Source organism: Salipiger bermudensis (assembly GCF_020171625.1).
GTDB classification, from domain to species: Bacteria; Pseudomonadota; Alphaproteobacteria; order Rhodobacterales; family Rhodobacteraceae; genus Salipiger; species Salipiger bermudensis_B.
This window is the reverse complement of the sequence record NZ_JAIUZY010000005.1, coordinates 400,534-420,484: the sequence shown is the minus strand read 5'-3', so window position 1 is coordinate 420,484 and position 19,951 is coordinate 400,534. Positions and strand designations below refer to the sequence as shown.

The 19,951-nt window shown below is 67.8% G+C and carries 17 protein-coding genes and 1 tRNA gene; 11 read left to right on the top strand and 7 right to left on the bottom strand.

From position 1 onward, the window contains the following. The first annotated feature begins 73 nt into the window (after positions 1 to 73). Positions 74 to 2,527: an ATP-binding protein gene (locus LCM15_RS11410; protein ID WP_224856435.1), complete on the top strand. Its 2,454-nt coding sequence runs from the start codon at positions 74 to 76 to the stop codon at positions 2,525 to 2,527. A 19-nt stretch (positions 2,528 to 2,546) separates the two neighbouring features. Here LCM15_RS11410 and LCM15_RS11405 read toward each other — a convergent pair whose 3' ends face one another. Then, positions 2,547 to 3,764, bottom strand: a complete 1,218-nt coding sequence (locus LCM15_RS11405) for a polysaccharide biosynthesis/export family protein (protein WP_224856433.1) — start codon at positions 3,762 to 3,764, stop codon at positions 2,547 to 2,549. 213 nt (positions 3,765 to 3,977) lie between these two features. Between LCM15_RS11405 and LCM15_RS11400 the strand changes: the two genes are divergently transcribed. Genes LCM15_RS11400 through LCM15_RS11385 form a run of 4 tightly spaced genes read left to right on the top strand, consistent with a single transcriptional unit; the run spans position 3,978 to position 8,161 of the window. Then, complete coding sequence (locus LCM15_RS11400; protein WP_224856676.1) at positions 3,978 to 5,195, top strand: oligosaccharide flippase family protein; 1,218 nt, start codon at positions 3,978 to 3,980, stop codon at positions 5,193 to 5,195. A 4-nt stretch (positions 5,196 to 5,199) separates the two neighbouring features. Further along, positions 5,200 to 6,123: a glycosyltransferase family 2 protein gene (locus tag LCM15_RS11395; RefSeq protein ID WP_224856431.1), complete on the top strand. Its 924-nt coding sequence runs from the start codon at positions 5,200 to 5,202 to the stop codon at positions 6,121 to 6,123. An 11-nt stretch (positions 6,124 to 6,134) separates the two neighbouring features. After that, the gene (locus LCM15_RS11390; protein ID WP_224856429.1) at positions 6,135 to 7,121 is read left to right on the top strand and encodes a glycosyltransferase family 2 protein; all 987 of its coding nucleotides are present in this window, start codon (positions 6,135 to 6,137) and stop codon (positions 7,119 to 7,121) included. A 29-nt stretch (positions 7,122 to 7,150) separates the two neighbouring features. Next, positions 7,151 to 8,161, top strand: a complete 1,011-nt coding sequence (locus LCM15_RS11385; RefSeq protein ID WP_224856427.1) for a glycosyltransferase — start codon at positions 7,151 to 7,153, stop codon at positions 8,159 to 8,161. 780 nt (positions 8,162 to 8,941) lie between these two features. Here LCM15_RS11385 and LCM15_RS11380 read toward each other — a convergent pair. The 5 genes from LCM15_RS11380 to LCM15_RS11360 form a co-directional block, all read right to left on the bottom strand. Next, on the bottom strand, positions 8,942 to 9,112 hold the full coding sequence (locus LCM15_RS11380; RefSeq protein ID WP_224856425.1) for a hypothetical protein: 171 nt from the start codon (positions 9,110 to 9,112) through the stop codon (positions 8,942 to 8,944). A 664-nt stretch (positions 9,113 to 9,776) separates the two neighbouring features. Further along, a tRNA-Thr gene (locus tag LCM15_RS11375) sits at positions 9,777 to 9,852 on the bottom strand. Between the two features lie 45 nt (positions 9,853 to 9,897). Further along, complete coding sequence (locus LCM15_RS11370; RefSeq protein WP_224856423.1) at positions 9,898 to 11,433, bottom strand: heme biosynthesis protein HemY; 1,536 nt, start codon at positions 11,431 to 11,433, stop codon at positions 9,898 to 9,900. A gap of 10 nt (positions 11,434 to 11,443) precedes the next feature. Further along, positions 11,444 to 12,988 (bottom strand): COG4223 family protein, encoded by a 1,545-nt coding sequence (locus LCM15_RS11365; RefSeq protein ID WP_224856421.1) that lies wholly within the window; start codon positions 12,986 to 12,988, stop codon positions 11,444 to 11,446. Between the two features lie 46 nt (positions 12,989 to 13,034). Next, positions 13,035 to 13,781 carry a uroporphyrinogen-III synthase gene (locus LCM15_RS11360; protein WP_224856419.1) on the bottom strand — a complete coding sequence of 249 codons (747 nt, stop codon included), beginning with the start codon at positions 13,779 to 13,781 and terminating at the stop codon, positions 13,035 to 13,037. Between the two features lie 72 nt (positions 13,782 to 13,853). Here LCM15_RS11360 and tsaD point away from each other — a divergent pair, with 72 nt between their 5' ends. From tsaD to LCM15_RS11340, 4 genes are read left to right on the top strand one after another with little or no spacing between them, the layout of a single operon-like run. After that, positions 13,854 to 14,933 carry a tRNA (adenosine(37)-N6)-threonylcarbamoyltransferase complex transferase subunit TsaD gene (gene tsaD / locus LCM15_RS11355; protein WP_224856417.1) on the top strand — a complete coding sequence of 360 codons (1,080 nt, stop codon included), beginning with the start codon at positions 13,854 to 13,856 and terminating at the stop codon, positions 14,931 to 14,933. Then, entirely contained in the window at positions 14,930 to 15,892 is a 963-nt protein-coding gene (locus LCM15_RS11350; RefSeq protein WP_224856415.1) for an NAD(P)H-dependent glycerol-3-phosphate dehydrogenase, read from the top strand. The genes tsaD and LCM15_RS11350 overlap by 4 nt, the downstream gene beginning before the upstream one ends. A 1-nt stretch (position 15,893) precedes the next feature. Continuing rightward, positions 15,894 to 16,166, top strand: a complete 273-nt coding sequence (locus LCM15_RS11345) for a YciI family protein (protein WP_224856413.1) — start codon at positions 15,894 to 15,896, stop codon at positions 16,164 to 16,166. Then, complete coding sequence (locus tag LCM15_RS11340) at positions 16,163 to 16,582, top strand: EVE domain-containing protein (protein ID WP_224856411.1); 420 nt, start codon at positions 16,163 to 16,165, stop codon at positions 16,580 to 16,582. The genes LCM15_RS11345 and LCM15_RS11340 overlap by 4 nt, the downstream gene beginning before the upstream one ends. A 576-nt stretch (positions 16,583 to 17,158) precedes the next feature. Here LCM15_RS11340 and LCM15_RS11335 read toward each other — a convergent pair. Continuing rightward, entirely contained in the window at positions 17,159 to 17,500 is a 342-nt protein-coding gene (locus LCM15_RS11335) for a DUF2853 family protein (RefSeq protein ID WP_224856409.1), read from the bottom strand. A gap of 287 nt (positions 17,501 to 17,787) precedes the next feature. On the opposite strand from LCM15_RS11335, the gene LCM15_RS11330 reads away from it, so the two are divergent. Together LCM15_RS11330 and LCM15_RS11325 are read left to right on the top strand one after the other, a co-directional pair. Beyond that, positions 17,788 to 18,225 carry a universal stress protein gene (locus tag LCM15_RS11330; protein ID WP_224856407.1) on the top strand — a complete coding sequence of 146 codons (438 nt, stop codon included), beginning with the start codon at positions 17,788 to 17,790 and terminating at the stop codon, positions 18,223 to 18,225. Positions 18,226 to 18,243: 18 nt separating this feature from the next. Continuing rightward, positions 18,244 to 19,785, top strand: coding sequence for an alanine/glycine:cation symporter family protein (locus LCM15_RS11325; RefSeq protein WP_224856405.1), 1,542 nt, complete (start codon positions 18,244 to 18,246; stop codon positions 19,783 to 19,785). Positions 19,786 to 19,951: the final 166 nt, after the last annotated feature.

Below are 19,951 nucleotides of genomic sequence, written 5' to 3'. Positions count from 1 at the left end.
GCACTCAACCATTGCCCGTGGAGGCAGAATGACGCTAGCAAACGGTTTCCGGCGCGCCGGGCGGGACGTCCTCTTGGCTCTCGCCTTCCTTTGTTTGGTGGCCATCGCCGTGCTGGTGAAAGATGTCGTCAAGGAGCTGAGGTTTCTCAGCTCGGCCGACTCCGACAACGTTCACTGGACGCTGTCGCAAGCCGAGGTCGAATTCCTCGAATTCCGCAACGCGGTGAACTGGGCCCGCACCGTGCCCGAGACCCCGCTGAGCACCGTCATCGTCGAGTTCGACGTGTTCTACAGCCGGACCTCGACGCTGGCCAACGGCTCTCAGTATTCGCCGTTGCGCGAAGACCCGGCCTTCGATGCCCCCCTGGTCGAGGTGCGCGACCGGCTCAACGGGATGATCCCGCTGATCGACGGCCCGCGCGAGGACCTGCGCGCGGGGCTCGACGATCTCGCGGCGCAGATCGAGGATATGCGCGCCCTCGTGCGCAGCATCGCCACCACCGGCCTGCAGCATTTCGCGCTCGAATCCGACGAACTGCGCACCTCGCTCGCGACGACGCTGCTTCGGCTTGCGGTGTTCACGGGGCTGTTGCTGCTCGCATTGGCGGCGTTGCTGATGCACGCGTACCGCACCGCCCAGCAGACCGACAAGCGTGGCAAGGAACTTGCTATCGCCTATGCCCGCCTGAACACCATCCTCAACACCTCGCTCGACGCCGTCGTGGTGACCGACACCGAGGGCCGGGTGCAGAACTTTAACCCGGCGGCGGAGCGGATCTTCGGCCGCCGCCTGAAGGATGTGCGCAACAAGCACATCGGCGACATCATCGTGCCCGAGCATTTGCGCGAGGCTCACGATCGGGGCATGGCCCGCTTTGCCGCCGATGGCGAACGCCGGGTGATCGGGCAGGGCCGCGTGAAGCTCGAGGGGATGCGCGCCAACGGCGAGGTGTTCCCGGTCGAGCTTGCGATCGAGACCGCCCATGCCGGCGAGGAGCAGCTTCTGGTGGCCTTCCTGCGCGACATCTCGCATCGCGTGGCGTCCGAGAACGAGCTGGTCCAAGCCCGTGACAAGGCGCTCGCCGGGGAGCAGGCGAAGGCCGAGTTCCTGGCCATGATGACGCACGAGATCCGCACCCCGCTCAACGGCATCCTCGGCAACCTGTCGCTGATGGAGGACACCAAGCTCAGCAGCGATCAGGCGCGCTACATGCGCAACATGAAGATCTCGGGCGAGCTCTTGATGCGGCACGTGGATGCGGTGCTCGACGTGGCGCGCTTCGAATCCGGGGCCGACACGGCGCAGGAGGATGTCACCCATCTGGGCCATCTGATGCAGGACCTCGTCGATTCTCAGACCAGCGCCGCCCACGCCCATGGCAATGCCCTGCAATGGGGCTGGGTCGGCACGCCCGAGGAATGGGTCGAGGTCGACAGCTCGCGCCTGCAGCAGATCCTTCTCAACCTCGTGGGCAACGCCATCAAGTTCACCCGCGAAGGGCGCATCAGCATCGAGGCCGAGATGATCGAACCGGGCGAGCCCGCCCAGATCGAGATCCGTGTCAGCGACACGGGCAGCGGCATCGCCGAGGGCGATCTGGCGCGCATCTTCGAGGATTTCCAGACCGTCTCGCATCAGGTCAGCGACAGCGTCGGCGGCACCGGCCTCGGCCTCGGCATCGTGCGCCGCTTCGTGCAGGCCATGGGCGGCGAGATCGGCGTCGAGAGCACGCTGGGCGAGGGCAGCACCTTCTGGCTGCGCATCCCGGTGATGCCCGCCGAGGAGCCGTCCGAAGACAAAGGCGCCCTCCCCGAGAGCGAAGCGCCCAGCGATCTCGAGATCCTGCTGGTCGAGGACAACGACATCAACATGCAGCTCGCCTACGAGGTGCTTGTCGGCATGGGGCACCACGTCACCGAGGCCCGCGACGGGCAGGAGGCGGTGGACGTCGCGAACAAGCGCCCGTTCGACCTTGTTCTCATGGACATCCGGATGCCGGTGATGGACGGCCTCACCGCGACCAAGATGATCCGCGAGGGCGACGGGCCGAACTGGGATGCGCCGATCGTGGCCTTCTCGGCCAACGTCCTGCCCGAGGCGCGGGATCGCTTCGCCGCCGCCGGCATGTCGGATTTCCTCGGCAAGCCGCTGCAACGCAGCGAGCTTGCCCAGATCATCGTCCGTTTCTGCGCCGGCCGCGAACGCCGGGTGACGCTGGACGGCACCACCCCGCTGCTTGTGAAGAAGAAGGAGAGCCCGATGGAAAAGCTGCGCGCGCGCTACATCTCCGAGACCAGTGCGCTCTTCGAATGGCTGGCCGGCCTGCCCGAGGACACCCAGGCCATCGCCAACCGTGCCCACCAGATCGCAGGCAGCGCCGCCGCCTTCGGGCAGCCCGGCGTGCGCGAGGCACTGTTGCTGGTCGAGCAGGTGGCCGAGTCCGGCGACCGCGAGGATCTCGTGATCGCCATCAACGAGGCGCAGGCGGCGTGGAAGGCCGCCCCCGAGCCCAGCCTCATCAGCTAGGCGCGGGGCTGCGCGCGCCTCAGGGCAGCACCGTCTTGGCGACACCCACCGCCAGCAGCGCCTGCGTCAGGTTGGTGACGCTGCTGTCGTAGCAGGCGATGCCATCGCCCGGCAGCAGGAACGGGTCGTAATCGTCGCGATCCGGGCGGCGCAGCTGGTTCTCGATGCTGCGCTCGATCACCGTCGAGACCTGCGTGACCGGGTCGCGGGTGACGAGAATCGCCGAGCGGTGCGCGCTGGTGGTGCGGGTGCCGCCCACGCAGTTGGTATCGATCACCGCCTGCATCATACGCGTGCCATAGGGCACCTCGCGCACTTCCCGGCCAATCGCCGAGGGCGCGTTGCCGGTGGCGGGCACAGTGAGGTTCGACAGGAACATCGACACGCCCGGCGGCGAGATCGGGCTGGGGCGCATCAGGTCTTCCTGGAAGCACTGGCGCGACGGCACCACGACCTCGTCGCCGGTGATGAGCATCACGTCCACCGCGTTGCGCCCCTCGAACACGCCGCGCATGTCGAGCACATAGCGCTGACCGCCACGGTACAGCTCGACGGCCGAAATATCCGCGTCGGGACGGACGCCGCCGGCGGCGCGGATCGCGGCCGACAGGTTCCGGCCCTCGGTCGAGGCGCCAAGCGCGGTCTGCCGCGCGATGTCCAGATCGTCGCCCGAGACACGACCGATCTCGGTCGCGCGTGGCTCGAACACCGCGCCCGAGACCGCCACCGACACGCCGGCGAAATCCGCCACCCGCACCGAGACGCGCGGCGCCTCGTCGTAGAACTCGTCCTTGAGCAAGGCGGAGATCAGGTCGGCCTCGATCTGCCCGGTGGTGCGCCCCTCGGCGCGGATCGGCGGCAGGAAGGGCAGCTTCAGCGTGCCATCGCGCGAGACCACGTAATTGCCGACGAAGGTGACGTCGTCGGCGACCCGGATGTCGACCAGATCGTTGCGCGACAGTCGCTCGCCGCGCAGCGCGTGATGCGCCAGCCCGCCGGCCTTGCCATCGCCGCCCCCGGCGCCGCCCGCGAAGGGCTTGCAGCGCGCGGCGTTCAGCCGCTCGGACTGCAGCATCGGGGTCTCGGCGAAATTCAGCGGCGGATCGCGATACTGCGCCTGGTATCCGCCGCCGGCATCGATCGGCCCGAGGTTCCTGGGCGACGGTGCCGGGCCGCAGCCAGCCACCACGACCAGCCCCAGACATAGGCTCAAGGTTTTGCGGCTTGCGCTCGACATGCAACCCTCACGTGCTTCGCTTTTCTTGTTATCTGTCGTCAGCATGACAGAAAATTCGCAGATGTGCAGTGCCAACCTATCCTGAAGGATAGGAATACTCTCTCATGAGTTGCTTGGCTCCCCCCTCGGGCACGCGACAGTCCCGACCCCGCGATTTATGGTTACTCCAACCTGAAGGAGAACCTGATCGTGCCTCGCCCCGCAACCCCACTGATGAGCCACCTGCTCGCTTACGGCGCCTCCGAAGTCGCCACCAAGCTGTCGCGGCTGGGTGTCGTCATTGCGGTTGCCCGCACCCTCGACGCCACCGAGATCGGTGTCGCGGCGGCGGCGCTGGCCACCGGGGACCTGCTGAAATCACTCACGGAGAACGGTGTCGGGCAACGTATTATCGCAGCGTCCGACACCGACCTTTCCGCGACCTGCAACCGCGCCCACGGCCTCAACTGGGCGTGGTGCCTCGGTCTCTTCACCGTTCAGAGCGCCATCGCCGCTTGCGTCTGGGCCCTGACCGGCAACGTGCCGCTGGCGCTGATGATCCTCGTGCTCGCCGGCGAATACCTCTTCATGCCGGGCGGTCTGGTGCAGACCGGCCTCGCGCTGCGCGCCGGCAAGCTCAAGCAGACCGCGGCGATTGCCGGTGGTCAGGCGGTGATGGCGAACCTGCTCTCGGTGCTGCTGGCACTGGTCTGGCCGAGCCCGCTGGCGCTGGTGCTGCCGCGCCTGCTGACCGCGCCGTTCTGGCTCGTCGCCATGCGCGCCCTGCACCCGTGGAAAGCCGACAAGGCCGCCGGGAAGGCGCCGATCCGTCCCTTCCTGTCCTTCGGCTGGGCGGTGCTCGGGGTCGAGATCGTCAAGGCCGCGCGGATGCAGGCCGACAAGCTGATCGTCGGTGCCCTGCTCGGCCCGGCCGCGCTCGGCATGTACTTCATGGCCTTCAACGCCGGCCTCAGCCTCGCCACCTCGTTCTCGACCGCCTTCGCCGCCGTGCTCTTCCCGCACCTGTGCAGCAGCAGCGACCGCAAAGCGGCGCTGCGCCAGGGGCTCGGCGTCTCGCTCGGCCTCGTGGGCCCCGCGGTGGTGCTTCAGGCGCTGCTGGCGCCCTGGTACGTGCCGCTGCTGCTGGGGGATGACTGGGCCGATCTCAGCGGCGTGGTCTCGATCCTCTGCCTCGCCGCGATCCCCACGATGCTCTGGACCGCCGCCGCCGGCTGGATGCGCGCCGAGGGCCGGCCGCAGCAGGAACTGCTCGCCACCGTGCTCCTCACCGCTGCGCTGATGGCCAACATCGCCCTCACCGCCCCCCACGGCCTCGAGACCATCGCCTGGGGTTACCTCGCCACCGCCACCCTCACCATGGTCGCGGTCTCCCTGCCCGCCCTTCGTTTCGCCTTCGGTCCGGTCTTCGCCAAGACCCTCGTGAAAGTGTAAGCCCATGTCCCTGATCACCATCGTCATCCCGGCCTACAACGCAGCCAAGACCCTCCCCGCAACGGTTCAGAGCCTGACCCGTCAGAGCTGGGTCGACTGGCAGGCCATCATCGTCGAGGACGGCTCGCAGGACGACACCTTCGACATGGCCCAGAGACTCGCCGCCGATGAGCCGCGCCTGATCGTGGTGCGCAACCCGGGCAAGGGCCCCAGCGATGCCCGCAATCACGGCGCCCTCGACCTCGCACGGGGCTCGGTCATCGCCTTCTGCGATGCCGACGACATCTGGCTGCCGGGCAAACTCTCCTCGGTCGCAAGCGCGCTGCTGCTTGGCGAGGCCGACGCGGTGTTCGGCCGCATCGGCTTCTTCGAAAGCGACCCGGCGCAGGTCGGCGCCCGCTCGACCGTGCCCGAGGGCCAGGTCACCGTGCCGATGCTGATGGGCGAGAACCCGGTCTGCACCATGTCGAACCTCAGCGTCCGCGCCGACGTGTTCCGCAAACTCGGCGGCTTCCGCGCAGACATGGTCCACAACGAGGATCTCGAATGGCTGATCCGCCTCGTGGGCAGCGGCTACGAGCTCTGCGGCCAGCACGAGGACCAGATCCGCTACCGCACTAGCGCCGGCGGCCTGTCTTCCGACCTGACTGCCATGCTCCGGGGCCGCGAGCAGGCGATGGAAACCGCCCGCCGCTTCGGCTTTGCCCCGGACGGACGCGCCGAGGCCATCCACCTGCGCTACCTCGCCCGCCGCGCGCTGCGCGTCGGCTGCGAGCCGCGCCTCGCCCTGCGCCTCGCGCTCTCGGGTCTGCGCCGCGACGCGCGTGCCTTCCTGTTCCCGCTGCACCGCGGCGCCGCGACCGCGCTGGCCGCGATGCTCGCCCCGGTGCTTCCCGCGCCGCTGCGCCACAGCCTGTTCTCGAAGTAAGGAACCTCAAGATGTCTTACGCCTCCATCGTCGTTCCCGCGTTCAACGCCGCCGCCACCCTGCCCGAGACGCTGGACTCGCTCTCGGCTCAGACCTTCGGCGACTTCGAGATCATCGTCGTCGACGACGGCTCCACCGACGCCACCGCCGCGATTGCCGAAGCCCATGCCAAGACCGACCGCCGCGTCCGCCTTGTGCAGCAGAACAACCGCGGCCTCGCCGGCGCGCGCAACACCGGCATCGCCCGCGCCCGCGGCGCGCTGATCGGGTTCTGCGACTCCGACGACCGCTGGATGCCCGAGAAGCTCGACACCCACGTGCTGCACCTCGCCACCGCGCCGCATGTCGGCCTGAGCTATGCCGGCTCGGCCTTCATCGACGAAACCGGTCGCCGCACCGGCCACGCGATGCGTCCGCGCCTGAGCAATGTCAGCACCGCGCATGTGTTCAAGCGCAACCCGGTGGGCAACGGCTCGACGCCGGTGTTCCGGCGCGAGGCGCTCGAAGCGATCTCGTGGCGCCCCGAGAGCGAGACCAAGCGCGACTGGGTGTTCGACGAGACCTTCCGCCAGTCCGAGGACATCGAGTGCTGGATGCGCTTTGCGCTCACCACCGATTGGAGCATGGAGGGCGTGCCCGGCCTGCTCACCGAGTACCGCATCAACGCCACCGGTCTCTCGGCCCGCACCGATGCGCAACTCGCCGCGTGGGAGCGCATGGTGACCAAGCTGCGCCCCACCGACCCGGCCTTCTTCGCGCGCCATGAGCCCGCCGCGCGCGCCTACCAGCTGCGCTACCTCGCCCGCCGCGCGGTGAGCAGCAACGATGGCGACACCGCCTGCGACCTGGTCGCGCGCGCCTTCGCCGAATCCCGCGCGCCGCTCTACGAAGAGCCGGTTCGCAGCCTCACCACCCTCGCCGCCGCCCGGCTCTGCGCCCGCTACGGCGACGCCCCGATGCGGCTTGCCCGCAATGTGCTGACCGCCGGCCGGTCCTGAGTGTTCGATTGCCGAAGGAGAGTTTCGTGATGACCAAGCTTCCCCACATCGTTCACCTTGTCGACGACACCACGCCCGGCGGAGTCATGCGCGTGCTGGATCACATCTACGCCTCGCCGCTGATGGCTCAGGCCGGCCGTCACGAAATCCGCGCCGTGCCACGCAACAAGGGCATCCCCGCGGTTCAGGCCGACATGATCGTCTCGCATCTCTCGGTGAGCTGGCGGCGGCTGCCGGCGCTGGTCTCCCTGCGCGCCCGCCATGCCCACCTGCCGCTGGTGCATGTGGAGCACAGCTACACCGAGGCCTTCACGGCGCTGAACGTGCCATTCAAGATGCGGTTCTTCACCCTGCTGCGCAACGCCTACGCGCTGTTCGACACCGTGGTGGCGGTCAGCCACGCACAGGGTGACTGGCTCACCGCGCGCCGGCTGGTGCAGCCGCAGGCGCTGCGGGTGATCCCCTCGGCGGTCGATCTGAGCAGCTTCCGCGCCCTGCCCGCGCCGCGCCCGGAGGGGTGCACCATCGGCGCCATCGGGCGGCTCGATCGGCAAAAGGGCTTCGACGTGCTGATCCGCGCCGTCCGCGAGATCCGCGACCCCGCGCTGCGGCTCGAGATTTTCGGCACCGGCGCCGAGGAAATGTCGCTGCGCGCCCTCGCCGAGGGAGATTCCCGCATCACCTTCCACGGCCACGCGCGATCGCCCGAGGCGGCGATGCGGGCCGTCGATCTGGTGGCCATGCCCTCGCGCTGGGAGGCCTTCGGGCTGGTGGCGCTCGAGGCGCGGGCCGCGGGCCGCAAGCTGGTGGTGGCCGATGTCGACGGGCTGCGCGACAGCGCCGGACCCGATGCCCGCTTCGTGCCCGGACACGGCATCGCAAGCTGGAGCAACGCGCTCTCGCTCGCCCTGCGCTCCGGCGCCGAGGCGACCGACAAGAGCCGGGCCACGGGCGCCGCAACGGAATTCGCTGCGGCGTGGAACAACCTGATCGCAGAGCGGTTGGGCGGGTCGGTGGAAAACCGGCGCGCGGCGGGCTGAGGCCCGCTCAACGAGATGTGCGGCGCCCCAATGTGTGTTCGGGGCCCGCCAAGGAGGTTCGGTACGAGTGTTTCGGGATGTTTGTTAACGAGTGTTCTTTTCCGTGCGGTCACGAGTGTGTCGGGGAGTGCGGTAGCGAGTGACCTGGACAGGACAGGTTGGCCCTGTGTGTTTGGGGCAAGGTTCTGTCCGGGAAGGGTGTACGAGTGTCTGTTCGCGTAACGAGTGGGTAAATGGTCACGGCCATGTTGGCCGTCGGGTGCCAGTTTTGACGGTACGAGTGTTGTCGATGTGACGAGTTTCGGTCTGTACGACCGGTCCGTCTTTCTGCTTGAGCCGGACGTGGCGGGGGTCTTCCGTGGGCCCCCGCCGCCGGCTCGCAGGACGTGCGGTCACGAGGGAAACCTCCATGTGCCGGAAAGGCCATGCAAAAATTTCAATGCTGCCTTGCAGAAAGAGGTCTTGTTCCGCATCGCGGCAGACCCTAAATGCTCCTCAACGACGCCGACACGGTGTCTAGAAGTTTCCTGGGGTTCTCTCCTCCTCCCTGAACCCCGGAAATCAGCGGCGGCCCTCTCTCCTCCTCCCTGAGGGTCGCCGCGCTCCTCCCCCCCTTAGACTGCCATACCCACACCGCGACACGTCAAGTCGCGCATCGCCCTGTCATGGCGTTGCGTCGGTCCGTGCTGCGAATGTGGAGTGAAGGTGTCTGGCCGTAGCCCTAGACGGGACCGTGGGCGACCCATCGCCGCCCGCGGTCGGTGTTTGCGTGTGTACGGGTCAGAGCGCGCTGGAACGCTCGCGGCGTTCGCGCTGGGTCGAGACTGCCTCGAGCAGCAGTTCGGGGTCTTCGTTGTCGGCGCAGACGCTGCGCGCGATGTCGAAGTCGGACATGCCGCGCTTGAGCAGCGTATCGACGGCGGCGGATTGTTCGCGATTGAAAAATGTCATGTGATCCTCTCCCTAAGGATTGCTGAACAGGCAGGAAGACGTGGACAGACGCGCTGTCCAGTGAGTGGGCCTTCCTGTGTGGCAACCCGTCCGAGCAGTGACGGGTCTTCTTTTTAGCACGAAACGGTAGCGCAACCAAGACTTCGATACCCCTGGACGGGTTTCGAAGAGGTTTACACGACTAGGACGTGATCTCGTTCGCTGTGCGCGCGGCGCGCTTTTGGCGGGATCTGCGCTGAAAAGATGTGCAGCAGATATGCCAATTGGTCGCAGGTGGCGGGTTTGCGGCAACGACAGAGTTGCGATTCAGGACAGAGCGATTAGGTCGGTAGAAGACGCCCGGCCGCCCCAAAACCTCCCCAGGGGCGACCGGTACTCGACAGGATGGCCCTCTCCCTTTTCAGCGCCATCCGTCTGACGGTCGGCCCGCCTCCTCCCGGCGGGTCGACCTTGTATCCTGTGAAGCGCACGACACATCACGACGCGCTCAAAGTCCAGAAAATTTTCCGCTGCGCTGCGGCATACGGGCGTATACCGCGAAATCCGGTATTTAGCTACCGTTAGGAAATACCTGAGATTGCAGCTTCGCCGCGTCGCAGACGGCAAAACGCGGCCCCCGCGCTCAAAGCGGCGAATCACTGTGACATTTTGCGGGGGTGGACCGTGGTGCCGGTGATAGGACTCGAACCTACGACCCCATCATTACGAATGACGTGCTCTACCAGCTGAGCTACACCGGCACTGGTGGGCGGCCTCTTAGCACCGGGGCCGCCCGGGGGGAAGGGCTATTTTGCGCCTTCCTTTTCAGGGGCGTCGGAGACTTCCTCGGCATCCTCGACCGCCTCGTCGGATGCGACCTTGCCATCCTCGGTCGGAGGGTTGGGCGTAAGGATCTCGGGCGCCTCTTCGGCCTCCGCCCTGGTGCTGTCGCGCGGCTCCGCGGCATCCACACCGCCCACGATCAGGGGCAGCATCGCGGCCCCCGGCACGGCGGCATCGGAATGCGGCGGCGTGGTCCAGCTCAGCGTGTCGAAGCCCCCGCAATTCTCGCAGACGGGCTCCCATTCGGAATGCACGTGACCGCAGGCGTCGCAGACCCATTGCGGCCCGCGCGGTGCGACCAGCGCCTTGGCCAGCCAGCCACGCACCTCGGATTCGGGCGCGCCCTCGCCGCGGGCAATCGCTGCCATCACCGTGAGGGTGCGGGCATCCGGTTCCTTGTCGACCAGATCCCCCATGGCGCGACGCGCCTCGGGGAAGTCCTCGGCGGCGAGCGCAAGCTCGGCGCGCAGCAGACGGGTCTCGCGGTGATCGGGGCGCACCGAGGTGAGCGTGCGGAAGCGCTTCATGCGCTCTGCCGGGGTCTCGTCGGGTGCGATCTCGGCGAAGGCGGCGGCGAGATCGGGATGCGGCTGCACGCTCCAGGTCTTCTTGAGGATGCGCACGGCCTTCTTCTGCTCGCCGCGCGCGATGTAGGCGCGGGCGGCCATGCAGGCCCCGGGGATCAGGTCGGGCGAGCCCTTGGCCGAGGCAATCGCCGCCTCGCGCGCCTCGATCGGCTTGTCCTCGGCAAAGATGTCCTTGGCCTCGGACAGCGCCAGCACAGCGTCGCGGCGGCGATAGACGTCGCGCGGCATGGAGCCGTGCTTGAGCTTGGCCGAGAGGGTCTGGCGCGCCCCGCGCCAGTCGTGCTGCTGGGCCTGAAGCTGCAGCAGCGTGTCCTGGATCTCGGGGTGCTTGGGCTTGAGCGCAAAGGCGCGCTCGGCCAGCTTCAGCGCCGTTTCCGTGTCCCCCTTGGCGAGCTTCAGCTTCATCATACCACGGATGCCGACAAAGCGGGTCTCGTCATGGGTGATGAGCTTCTTGTAGACCTCTTCCGCCTTGCGCGTGTCGCCGGTCATCTCGGCGGCCTGCGCGGTCAGCAGGTTGGTCAGGCCCGGGCGATGCAGGTAGCGGTCGGCCTTCTGGGCCTTGGCCATCGCGAGCTTGCCCTCGCCGGAGCTCAGCGCCAGCATCCCTTCCGAGAGCGCCTGGTAACCCTTGCGCTCGCGGTTGCGGTCGAAATAGCGCGACAGCGCCGTGTCGTCGCCGTTGATGAACCTGAGCAGTGCGATGAGCAGCGAGACCAGCTTGAACACCACGTAGAGCGCGATAACCAGCAGGATGACGGCGATCACCGACTGCAGCGGCCCGAGGTTGAACTCGTACCCGCCGGCGGTGATCTGGAGGCCGCCTTGGCTTTCCATCACGTAGCCCGCGCCAAGGGTCAGGGCCGCCACGACGGCGACGAAGAGAATGATCTTCAGAAGTGACCAAATCATTGTGCGACCCTTATTCCTTGTTCAGTTCCTGAGCCAGACCGTCGGCGGCAGACACCGCCGCGACCCGGGTGCGCGCCCGGTCCATCCAGTCCGACAGCGGTGCCTTGGCCTCGTCCGGCAGGGCCTCGAGCTCGGTCAGCGCCTGTTGCAGATCGCCGTCCCGCAGCGCCGCCTCGGCCCGCGACAGGATCGCATCCGGGGCATCGCCCGCGCGGGGCGTCACCGACCGGGCGCCGACCTGGTCGGCGAGGAAGGTGGCAAAGCGCCGGGTGCCGCTGGCCTCGTCGTTCTCGAGCCTGCGTGCCTGCGACAGCGCCTCGCGCGCCGCCGGGGGGTAATCCTCGGTGAGCGCGGAGAGCGTCGGAACGCCGTCGCCGGCCGGTCCGGACAGCTCGGCGGGCACCGAGACGCCATTGGCTTCGATGGTGTTGACCTCTTCGGCATAGGGCGCGCCGGCGCTCAGCGCGGCGTAGACCTCGGAGAGGGCGGCGCGGGCCTTCGACAGCGCCGCCTGCTGCTCGGCGTTTGATTCGGCATCGAGCGCCTGCTGGGTCATTTCCTCGACCTCCTGACGCTGCTGGGCGATGGCGTCGCGCAGCAGGTTCAGCTCGTTCTCGTAGGCGGCCATCGCTTCGGGAGAGACCGATTCCTCGATCGGGCGCCGCTCGATGGCGTCGATGCGCCCTGCGAGTGCGTCATACGACCCGGACGCGGCATCAAGATCGGCGCGCAGCCCCTCGACCGCGCTCTCGAGTTCCGAAAGGTCGATGCCGTTGGCGGTGTCCGTCGCGCTCTGCACGTCGGCGGCCAGCACGTCGAGGCGCGCGCCCTGCTCGTCCAGCGCGGCGGTGGTGTCTTCGCGGAAGCTGTCGGGCTCGGACGCGGTCTCGAAGGGCCACGTGCCGGACTGGTAGGACGACGCGCCGAACCCCAGCGCGGCCGCGATCACGCCACCCAGCAGCATCGGGACGAACCCGCCTCTGCGCTCGACCACGGTCTCATGCGACGTGCGCTCCGCGGTTGTCGCGCCAGTGGTGGCGGAGGCCGCCGATGCTGCGCGGGAACTGGCGAGCCGTTCGTGCACCGAGGCCGGGTCTGAGGCGCGCGCTTCGCTCTCCGAGCTGTGCGTGTCGGCGGCGAGCATCTCGGCCTCGCCGGCGGAATGGATCTGCGCGTCGTCGGAAAGCGTGTCCCGGCCCTCGGCGTCCAGGCCGTCGCTGTCGGACAGGTCGCTGTCGGACACGGTGTCGTGGCCGGTGTCGGCCACGCTGTCCTCGCCATCTGCGAAGACCGTCTCGGTCAGCTCTGCGTCGTCGCGCACCTTGGCATCGCCGGGAGCGGCGTCGTCAGCGGCGTCGAGGGTGTCTTCGTCGGAGCGGGCCGCGTCCGGGGTGGCCGGCGTCTCGCGGTCCTCTGCGTCAGAGACGATCGCGGCGTCGTCCTCTTCGGTCACAACCGCGTCCGAGGTTGTCTCCGGGGTCAGTTCCGTTTCGGGCGACTTCGCCTCGTCCGCCTGTTCCTCGGTGCCGTCCACTGGCTTTTTTTCGTCGGCCACGCTCCACCCTTTCAAAATCTTGCTTCGGCACGGTAATCGCGCCTGTCTAACCTTTCACAGACCCGCGAGGTTTCACAAGCGCCCCGAGGTCCCTCAGAAAATCAATCACCACCCGCCGCATCTCCTTGGCATCGGGCCGTGCCAGAATCTCCAGTCGAGTCACATATAGCGCCTCAAGCGCCGCGGCCACATCTCTGCTCATCGCAACGACGAGCAAAGGCGCGTCCCCATGGGCGCCCCCGGCAAACTGGGCCGCGCTGCGCGGAGAGAAAAGCGGAACGATCACAGGGGCATCGCCCTGAAGCGCCGCTTTCGCCGCGGCGCTCAATTCCTGTGCAGGCTGATCGTAGATCACCGCCTCTCCGGCGCGGAGCCCTCCGGCCCTCAGACGCTCGGCCACCGCCCCCCGGGCGTGCGTCCCCCTCAGATGCAGGAGCGGCACCTCTGGCGCCTCCGCGAGGATCAATGCCACCAGCGACGCGGCGTCCCCGGCCGCGATCTTTGGCGCGAATCCCGCGTTCCGGGCGGCGTCTGCGGTGGCGTCCCCCACCGTGTAGCACAGCGGCAGCACCGGCCCGCCAAGCGCTTCATAGGCGCGCACGCCGTTGGCGGAAGTGAAAATCACCCCGCCGACGCCCTGCAGATCGGGCAGCGGGCCGGTCACCTCGATGCCGATCAGCGGGCTGATGATGCTGCGAAATCCGCTCCCCCCGCCCGCCTCCACCGCCGTCAGGAACTGCCGCGAGGCCGCCTCGGGGCGGGTCAGCAGCAGGATGGGCTCGGGCGGGGGCATGGGCGCTCCGGCATTGTGGGGCGGATGAGCAGGTGGTAGCTGCAAGGGGACGACAATGCAACGGACCCGCCGATGCCCGATCCGATCATCCTTGGACTGGAAAGCAGTTGCGATGACACCGCCGCCGCCGTGCTGCGCGGACGCGAGATCCTGTCCTCGGTGGTGATGGGCCAGACCGAGCTGCACGCGGCCTTTGGCGGCGTGGTGCCCGAGATCGCCGCCCGCGCCCATGCGGAAAAGCTCGATCTTGCCGTCGAGCAGGCGCTGGCCGAGGCCGATCTGCCGCTGTCCGGCATCGACGCCATCGCGGTGACCGCCGGGCCGGGGCTGATCGGCGGCGTGCTGTCGGGCGTGATGCTGGCCAAGGGGCTGGCGGCGGGGCTCGGCAAGCCGCTCGTCGGCGTGAACCACCTTGCCGGGCACGCGCTGACGCCGAGGCTGACCGACGGGCTGGCCTATCCCTACCTGATGCTGCTGGTCTCCGGCGGGCACTGCCAGTTCCTGATCGTGCGCGGCGCGCAGGACTTCACCCGCCTCGGCGGCACCATCGACGACGCCCCGGGCGAGGCGTTCGACAAGACCGCCCGCCTGCTCGGGCTGCCGCAACCCGGCGGCCCTTCGGTCGAGAGCGCCGCAAAAGGAGCCGACGAAAGCCGCTTCCGCTTCCCCCGCCCGCTGCTCGACCGCGAGGGCTGTGACCTGAGCTTCTCCGGCCTCAAGACCGCGCTGCTGCGGATGCGCGACAAGCTGGTCGCGGCGCAGGGCGGCCTGCACGAGGCCGACCGCGCCGATCTCTGCGCCGGGTTCCAGGCCGCGGTGCGCGACGTTCTGGCGGAAAAGACCCGCCGGGCGCTGGCGCTCTATCTGGACGAGGCCCCCGCCGTCCCGGCCTTCGCCATCGCCGGGGGCGTCGCCGCCAACGGAGCCATTCGCGGCGCGCTCGAGACGCTCTGCGCCGAGCGCGGCGTGACCTTCACCGCCCCGCCGCTCAGGCTCTGCACCGACAACGCCGCGATGATCGCCTATGCCGGGGGCGAGCTTCTGGCCGAGGGCGAGACCTCCGACATGGCGCTCTCGGCACGCCCTCGCTGGCCGCTCGACCGGGCCGCCGCGCCGCTTCTGGGCTCCGGCAAGAAGGGGGCCAAGGCATGAGCATCGCGGTCCTCGGCGCCGGCGCCTTCGGCACCGCCCTCGCCCTCAGCCTCGCGCGGGAGGGCCACGAGATCACCATCTGGGCCCGCGACCCCGCCACCGTCGACGCGATCAACACCGAGCGCCGCGCGCCTCGCCTGCCCGCCATCCCGCTGCCCGAGGCGATCTCTGCCAGCACCGAGATCGAGACCGTCGCCCAAGCCGGGACACTGCTGCTCGCCGTCCCGATGCAGTCGCTCCATGCGGTGCTGACCCGCATCGAAAGCCCGCTTGCCGGACAGCGTCTGGTGGCCTGCTGCAAGGGCCTCGACCTGCGCGAGCTGACCGGCCCCACAGGTGTCATCGCCCATGCCAAGCCGCAGGCGATCCCGGCGATCCTCACCGGACCGAGCTTCGCCGACGACATCGCCCGCAACCTGCCCACCGCGCTGACGCTGGCCTGCCGCGACGAGGCGACCGGGGCCGCGCTGCAGCAGCAGCTCTCCACCGGCGCGCTGCGGCTCTATCGCACCACCGATACCAGCGGTGCCGAGCTTGGCGGGGCGCTGAAGAACGTCATCGCCATCGCCTGCGGCGCCTGCATCGGCGCGGGGCTGGGCGACAGCGCCCGCGCCGCGCTGATGACCCGTGGCTTCTCCGAGATGACCCGCCTTGCCGCCAAGCTGGGCGCAAAGCCCGAAACCCTTGCCGGCCTGTCCGGTCTTGGCGATCTGGCGCTGACCTGCACCTCCGAGCTGTCGCGCAATTACCGGTTCGGCCTCTCCCTCGGAAAGCGCGAGCGCTTCGACCCAAGCCTCACCGTCGAGGGTGTGAAGACCGCCGAGGCGGTGACGCGGCTGGCCGAGAGCCTCGGGATCGAGCTGCCGATCTGCGCCATGGTGCAAGAGGTTGGCGCCGGCGGCACCAGCGTGTCCGAGGCCATCACCTACCTGCTCAACCGACCACTGAAGGAAGAATGACATGCTGATCGCCCTCATCGCCAAGGACAAGACGAACGCGCTGCAGACCCGCAAGGACAACCGCGATGCCCATCTCGCCTATATCGACTCGACCGGTGTCGTGGCGCAGGCCGGGCCGCTGCTCGACGAGGCGGGCGAGATGGCGGGCAGCCTGGTGATCCTCGACGTGACCGACATGACCGCGGCGCAGGACTGGGCGGCCAACGACCCCTACGCCAAGGCGGGCCTCTTCGAGCGCGTCGAGCTGGTGGCGTGGAACAAGGTGATCGGATGAACTACTGGCTGTTCAAGTCCGAGCCGTCGACCTGGTCCTGGCAGGATCAGGTCGCCAAGGGCGATGCGGGCGAGGAATGGGACGGCGTGCGCAACTACCAGGCCCGCAACTTCATGCGCCAGATGGCGGTGGGCGACCGGGGCTTCTTCTACCACTCCCAGAAAGAAAAGGCCGTGGTGGGCACCGTCGAGGTGATCTCCGAGGCCCACCCCGACAGCAGCACCGATGATCCCCGCTGGGAGTGCGTCGACATCAAGGCGGTGCAGGCTGCCAAGACGCCGGTCACGCTGGACCGGATCAAGCAGGAGCCAGCGCTCTCGGAGATGGCGCTGGTGAAAAGCGCCCGCCTGTCGGTGCAGCCGGTGACCGAGGCCGAATGGCGGCTGGTCTGCGAGATGGCCGGGCTCGCGCCGTAGGCGGACCGCCCGGCTTCGGCTTCTGCCTTGGTGGCGAGGCCATTTCGCGGAAGAAGCGCGCTTCGACGTGTCTAACTGATGCGGTTCGGCCGTGGCGATGCGGCAGTCGGTTGCGAGAGGTTCGGTGCAGGCTGGTGCTGTTCCGAGGCGATCGCGCAGGTCGCTGGACAGAGGTAGTTCCGCTCAGGCCAGCCGAACGCGGCGCAGGACGACCCAGCGCATTCTGTTCCGGCCTCACGATACGAGTAGGGTCTCGCGACAAAGGCACGGTCTCGCGACACGGCTAAAGCCTCGCCGTCACAAGCACCGCCTCGCGCCACAGACACCGTCTCATGACACGGGGCCCGGGCTGGCCGGGCCCCGCTCTCACCCCTTGGCTGCTCCCACGCAGCGCACGGTTCGGTGCGGATCCGGCCATTCTGGCCCTGTCCCTTTGTACCTGACCGCGGCCGCTGCGACAAAGCCGATCTTCGTAAAATGCCAGACATCGGGGCTGGTGCCCTAGCCTCCGTCTGCACCAGCACAGCGCAAGACGGGCCAACCGTCTGGGACACCCGGCCCCGCCCCGCGCGTCGGTCAGGCGTAGACCGCTTCCTTGCCGAAATGCTTGGTCAGCATGTAGTAGACCACGGCGCGGTACTTGTTGCGCTCCGAGCGGCCATAGGTCTCGACCACCGCGTTGATCGCGTCCATCAGCTCCGGGCCGTCCGACAGGCCAAGCTTCTTGACGAGGAAGTTGTCCTTCACGGTCTCGAGCTCGCCCGGCTGGCTCGATGCCACGGTCGAGGAATCGTCGTTGTAGATCGCCGGACCGCAGCCGATGGTCACCTTGGTCAGCAGCGCCATGTCAGGCTCCATGCCGCACTTGCTGCGCAGATCCTCGGCGTATTTCTCGATCAGCTCGTCTCTCTTGCCCATGGTCGGTCTCCAAGTTTGCGCGGTCAGTGCCGCCTCCATTTCCCGCAGCGCTCAACGCTGCGACCCCGGTCAGCTTAGCCCTATCGCTCCTGATAAAAAGGTGTTTTTCGCGCTCCGGTCTTGGATGTCCCCGCATCCGATGCGCGACAGAATGACAATTCTAGGTTGATCAGAAAAAAATTCTTGGCTTTTTGGAGGATTGTCGTCGAGCATTAACTCCTGCACGGCGCCACCAAGCGCGCCGCGCCAAACACAACAACAACACGACAACAACGGGGATGGTTGAAATGAGTTCAGAGACGTTCGTCGTCGCCTTCGAGGGCGATCCCGACGATCCGGCGGTGCTCGATTACGCGATGATCCGGGCCAAGGCCGAGGGCGCGAAGCTGCTGCTGGTGCATGTTCTGGAATGGTCCGCCTATTCCTTCCTGACGCCGCAGGAGGTCGAGGAGCGGCATGGTCGCCGCAAGCAGGAGCTGTCGCGCGCCAACGAGGTGGTGATGGCCCCGGCATTGCAGAAATGCGAGGCGGCGGGCGTCGTCGCCGATGGCGTGATCCGCTACGGGCAGGTCGTCGAGCTGATCCTCGAGGAAACCCGCAAGGCCAGCGCCACGGTGATCTATGTCGGGCGCTCCGGCTCCCAGTCGATGGCCGCGCGGGTCTTCGGCTCGGTGACGCTGGGGCTTGCCCAGCTTGCACCGGTTCCCACCGTCATCGTTCCCTGAGCCCGAGGAGACAGTCCCTTGTTCAATCGTATTGCTTCGCTCGTCGCGCTCGTTGCCGTGCTCCTGCCCGTTCAGGCCGCGGCGCAGGGCATCGACGAAACCATCAACACGATCTTCGCCGACTATACCGGCTGGTACGTGGCGCTCATCTTCGCGGATCTGCCCGGCACCAACTTCTCGTGGATTGCGCTCTGGCTCGTGGTCGCCGCGCTGGTCTTCACGATCTATTTCGGCGCCATCCAGCTGCGCGGCTTCGCGCATTCGATCTCGCTGGTGAAAGGCGACTACTCCGACCCGGATGACGCCGGCGAGGTCAGCCATTTCCAAGCGCTCGCCACGGCGCTTTCGGGCACCGTCGGTCTCGGCAATATCGCCGGGGTCGCGGTCGCGGTCGGCATCGGCGGACCGGGCGCCACCTTCTGGATGGTCATGGCGGGCCTGTTCGGGATGGCGACCAAGTTCACCGAATGCACCCTCGGCGTGAAATACCGCAACGAGTATCCCGACGGGCGCGTCTCGGGCGGCCCGATGTACTACATGGTCAAGGGCTTCAAGGAACGCGGCCTGCCGGGCGGCAAGGTCTTCGCGATCCTGTTCTGCATCTTCACCATTCTCGGCGCCCTCGGCGGCGGCAACATGTTCCAGGCCAATCAGGCGCACGCGCAGCTCTCGGGCGTGCTGGGCGACTATCCGGGCTGGATCACCGGCCTGATCCTCGCCGTGGTGACCTTCCTCGTCATCGTGGGCGGCATCAAGTCGATCGCCCAGGTGACCGAGAAGGTGGTGCCGTTCATGGGCATCTTCTATGTCGGCGTCTCTCTGATCATTCTGTTGATGAATTTCGACCAGATCGGCTGGGCCTTCGGACGCATCTTCGAGGGTGCCTTCACCGGCCTCGGCGTGCTGGGCGGCTTCACCGGGGCGCTGATCCAGGGCTTCCGTCGCGCCGCCTTTTCCAACGAGGCGGGCATCGGCTCGGCCGCCATCGCCCACTCGGCGGTGCGCACCAAGGAGCCGGTGACGGAAGGCTATGTCGCCCTGCTCGAGCCGTTCATCGACACGGTGGTGATCTGCACCATGACCGCGCTGGTGATCGTCATCACCGGGGTGCTCAACGTCGATCCCGAGACCGGGCTCTATGTCTGGAATGCCGAAGCCGGGCGGATCTCGACCGCCGGAGAGGTCGCGGGCGTCGAGCTGACCTCGGCGGCCTATGCGCAGGCCTTCTCGTGGTTCCCGGCGCTGCTGGCCATCGCGGTGGTGCTCTTCGCCTTCTCGACGATGATCTCGTGGAGCTATTACGGGCTGAAGGCGTGGACCTACATGTTCGGCGAGGGTGCGGCCAAGGAGACCATCTTCAAGCTGATCTTCTGCCTGTTCATCGTGATCGGCGCCTCGGCCAATCTTGGCCCGGTGATCGACTTCTCCGACGCCATGCTGTTCTCGATGGCGGTGGTCAACGTGATCGCGCTCTACCTGCTGATGCCGATCGTGAAGCGCGAGCTGGCGAGCTATGTCGGCCGGCTCAAATCCGGTGAGATCAAGCGCTTCAAGGGCTGACCCGCCCACCCGTGCAACGACAAGAGGGGCGCCTTGCGGCGCCCCTCTTCGGTTTCGTGCCTGTTGCCTGCAAGCCCGCACCGGCCCCGAGGGAAAAGGGGGGTGAGAGGCTGCCTCGGTGCGCTCCCGCCGTGCCGTGCGGGAGGCGCTTCCGTCTTCTCTTGGA

Bases quoted from the DNA above. Each gene is read 5' to 3' on its own strand.
- LCM15_RS11400 (WP_224856676.1), top strand. From the start codon at position 3,978: ATGAGCCACCTGCTCGCTTACGGCGCCTCCGAAGTCGCCACCAAGCTG.
- LCM15_RS11335 (WP_224856409.1), bottom strand. From the start codon at position 17,500: ATGGGCAAGAGAGACGAGCTGATCGAGAAATACGCCGAGGATCTGCGC.
- LCM15_RS11330 (WP_224856407.1), top strand. From the start codon at position 17,788: ATGAGTTCAGAGACGTTCGTCGTCGCCTTCGAGGGCGATCCCGACGAT.
- LCM15_RS11380 (WP_224856425.1), bottom strand. From the start codon at position 9,112: ATGACATTTTTCAATCGCGAACAATCCGCCGCCGTCGATACGCTGCTC.
- LCM15_RS11390 (WP_224856429.1), top strand. From the start codon at position 6,135: ATGTCTTACGCCTCCATCGTCGTTCCCGCGTTCAACGCCGCCGCCACC.
- LCM15_RS11340 (WP_224856411.1), top strand. From the start codon at position 16,163: ATGAACTACTGGCTGTTCAAGTCCGAGCCGTCGACCTGGTCCTGGCAG.
- LCM15_RS11350 (WP_224856415.1), top strand. From the start codon at position 14,930: ATGAGCATCGCGGTCCTCGGCGCCGGCGCCTTCGGCACCGCCCTCGCC.
- tsaD (WP_224856417.1), top strand. From the start codon at position 13,854: ATGCCCGATCCGATCATCCTTGGACTGGAAAGCAGTTGCGATGACACC.
- LCM15_RS11395 (WP_224856431.1), top strand. From the start codon at position 5,200: ATGTCCCTGATCACCATCGTCATCCCGGCCTACAACGCAGCCAAGACC.
- LCM15_RS11405 (WP_224856433.1), bottom strand. From the start codon at position 3,764: ATGTCGAGCGCAAGCCGCAAAACCTTGAGCCTATGTCTGGGGCTGGTC.
- LCM15_RS11345 (WP_224856413.1), top strand. From the start codon at position 15,894: ATGCTGATCGCCCTCATCGCCAAGGACAAGACGAACGCGCTGCAGACC.
- LCM15_RS11385 (WP_224856427.1), top strand. From the start codon at position 7,151: ATGACCAAGCTTCCCCACATCGTTCACCTTGTCGACGACACCACGCCC.
- LCM15_RS11370 (WP_224856423.1), bottom strand. From the start codon at position 11,433: ATGATTTGGTCACTTCTGAAGATCATTCTCTTCGTCGCCGTCGTGGCG.
- LCM15_RS11360 (WP_224856419.1), bottom strand. From the start codon at position 13,781: ATGCCCCCGCCCGAGCCCATCCTGCTGCTGACCCGCCCCGAGGCGGCC.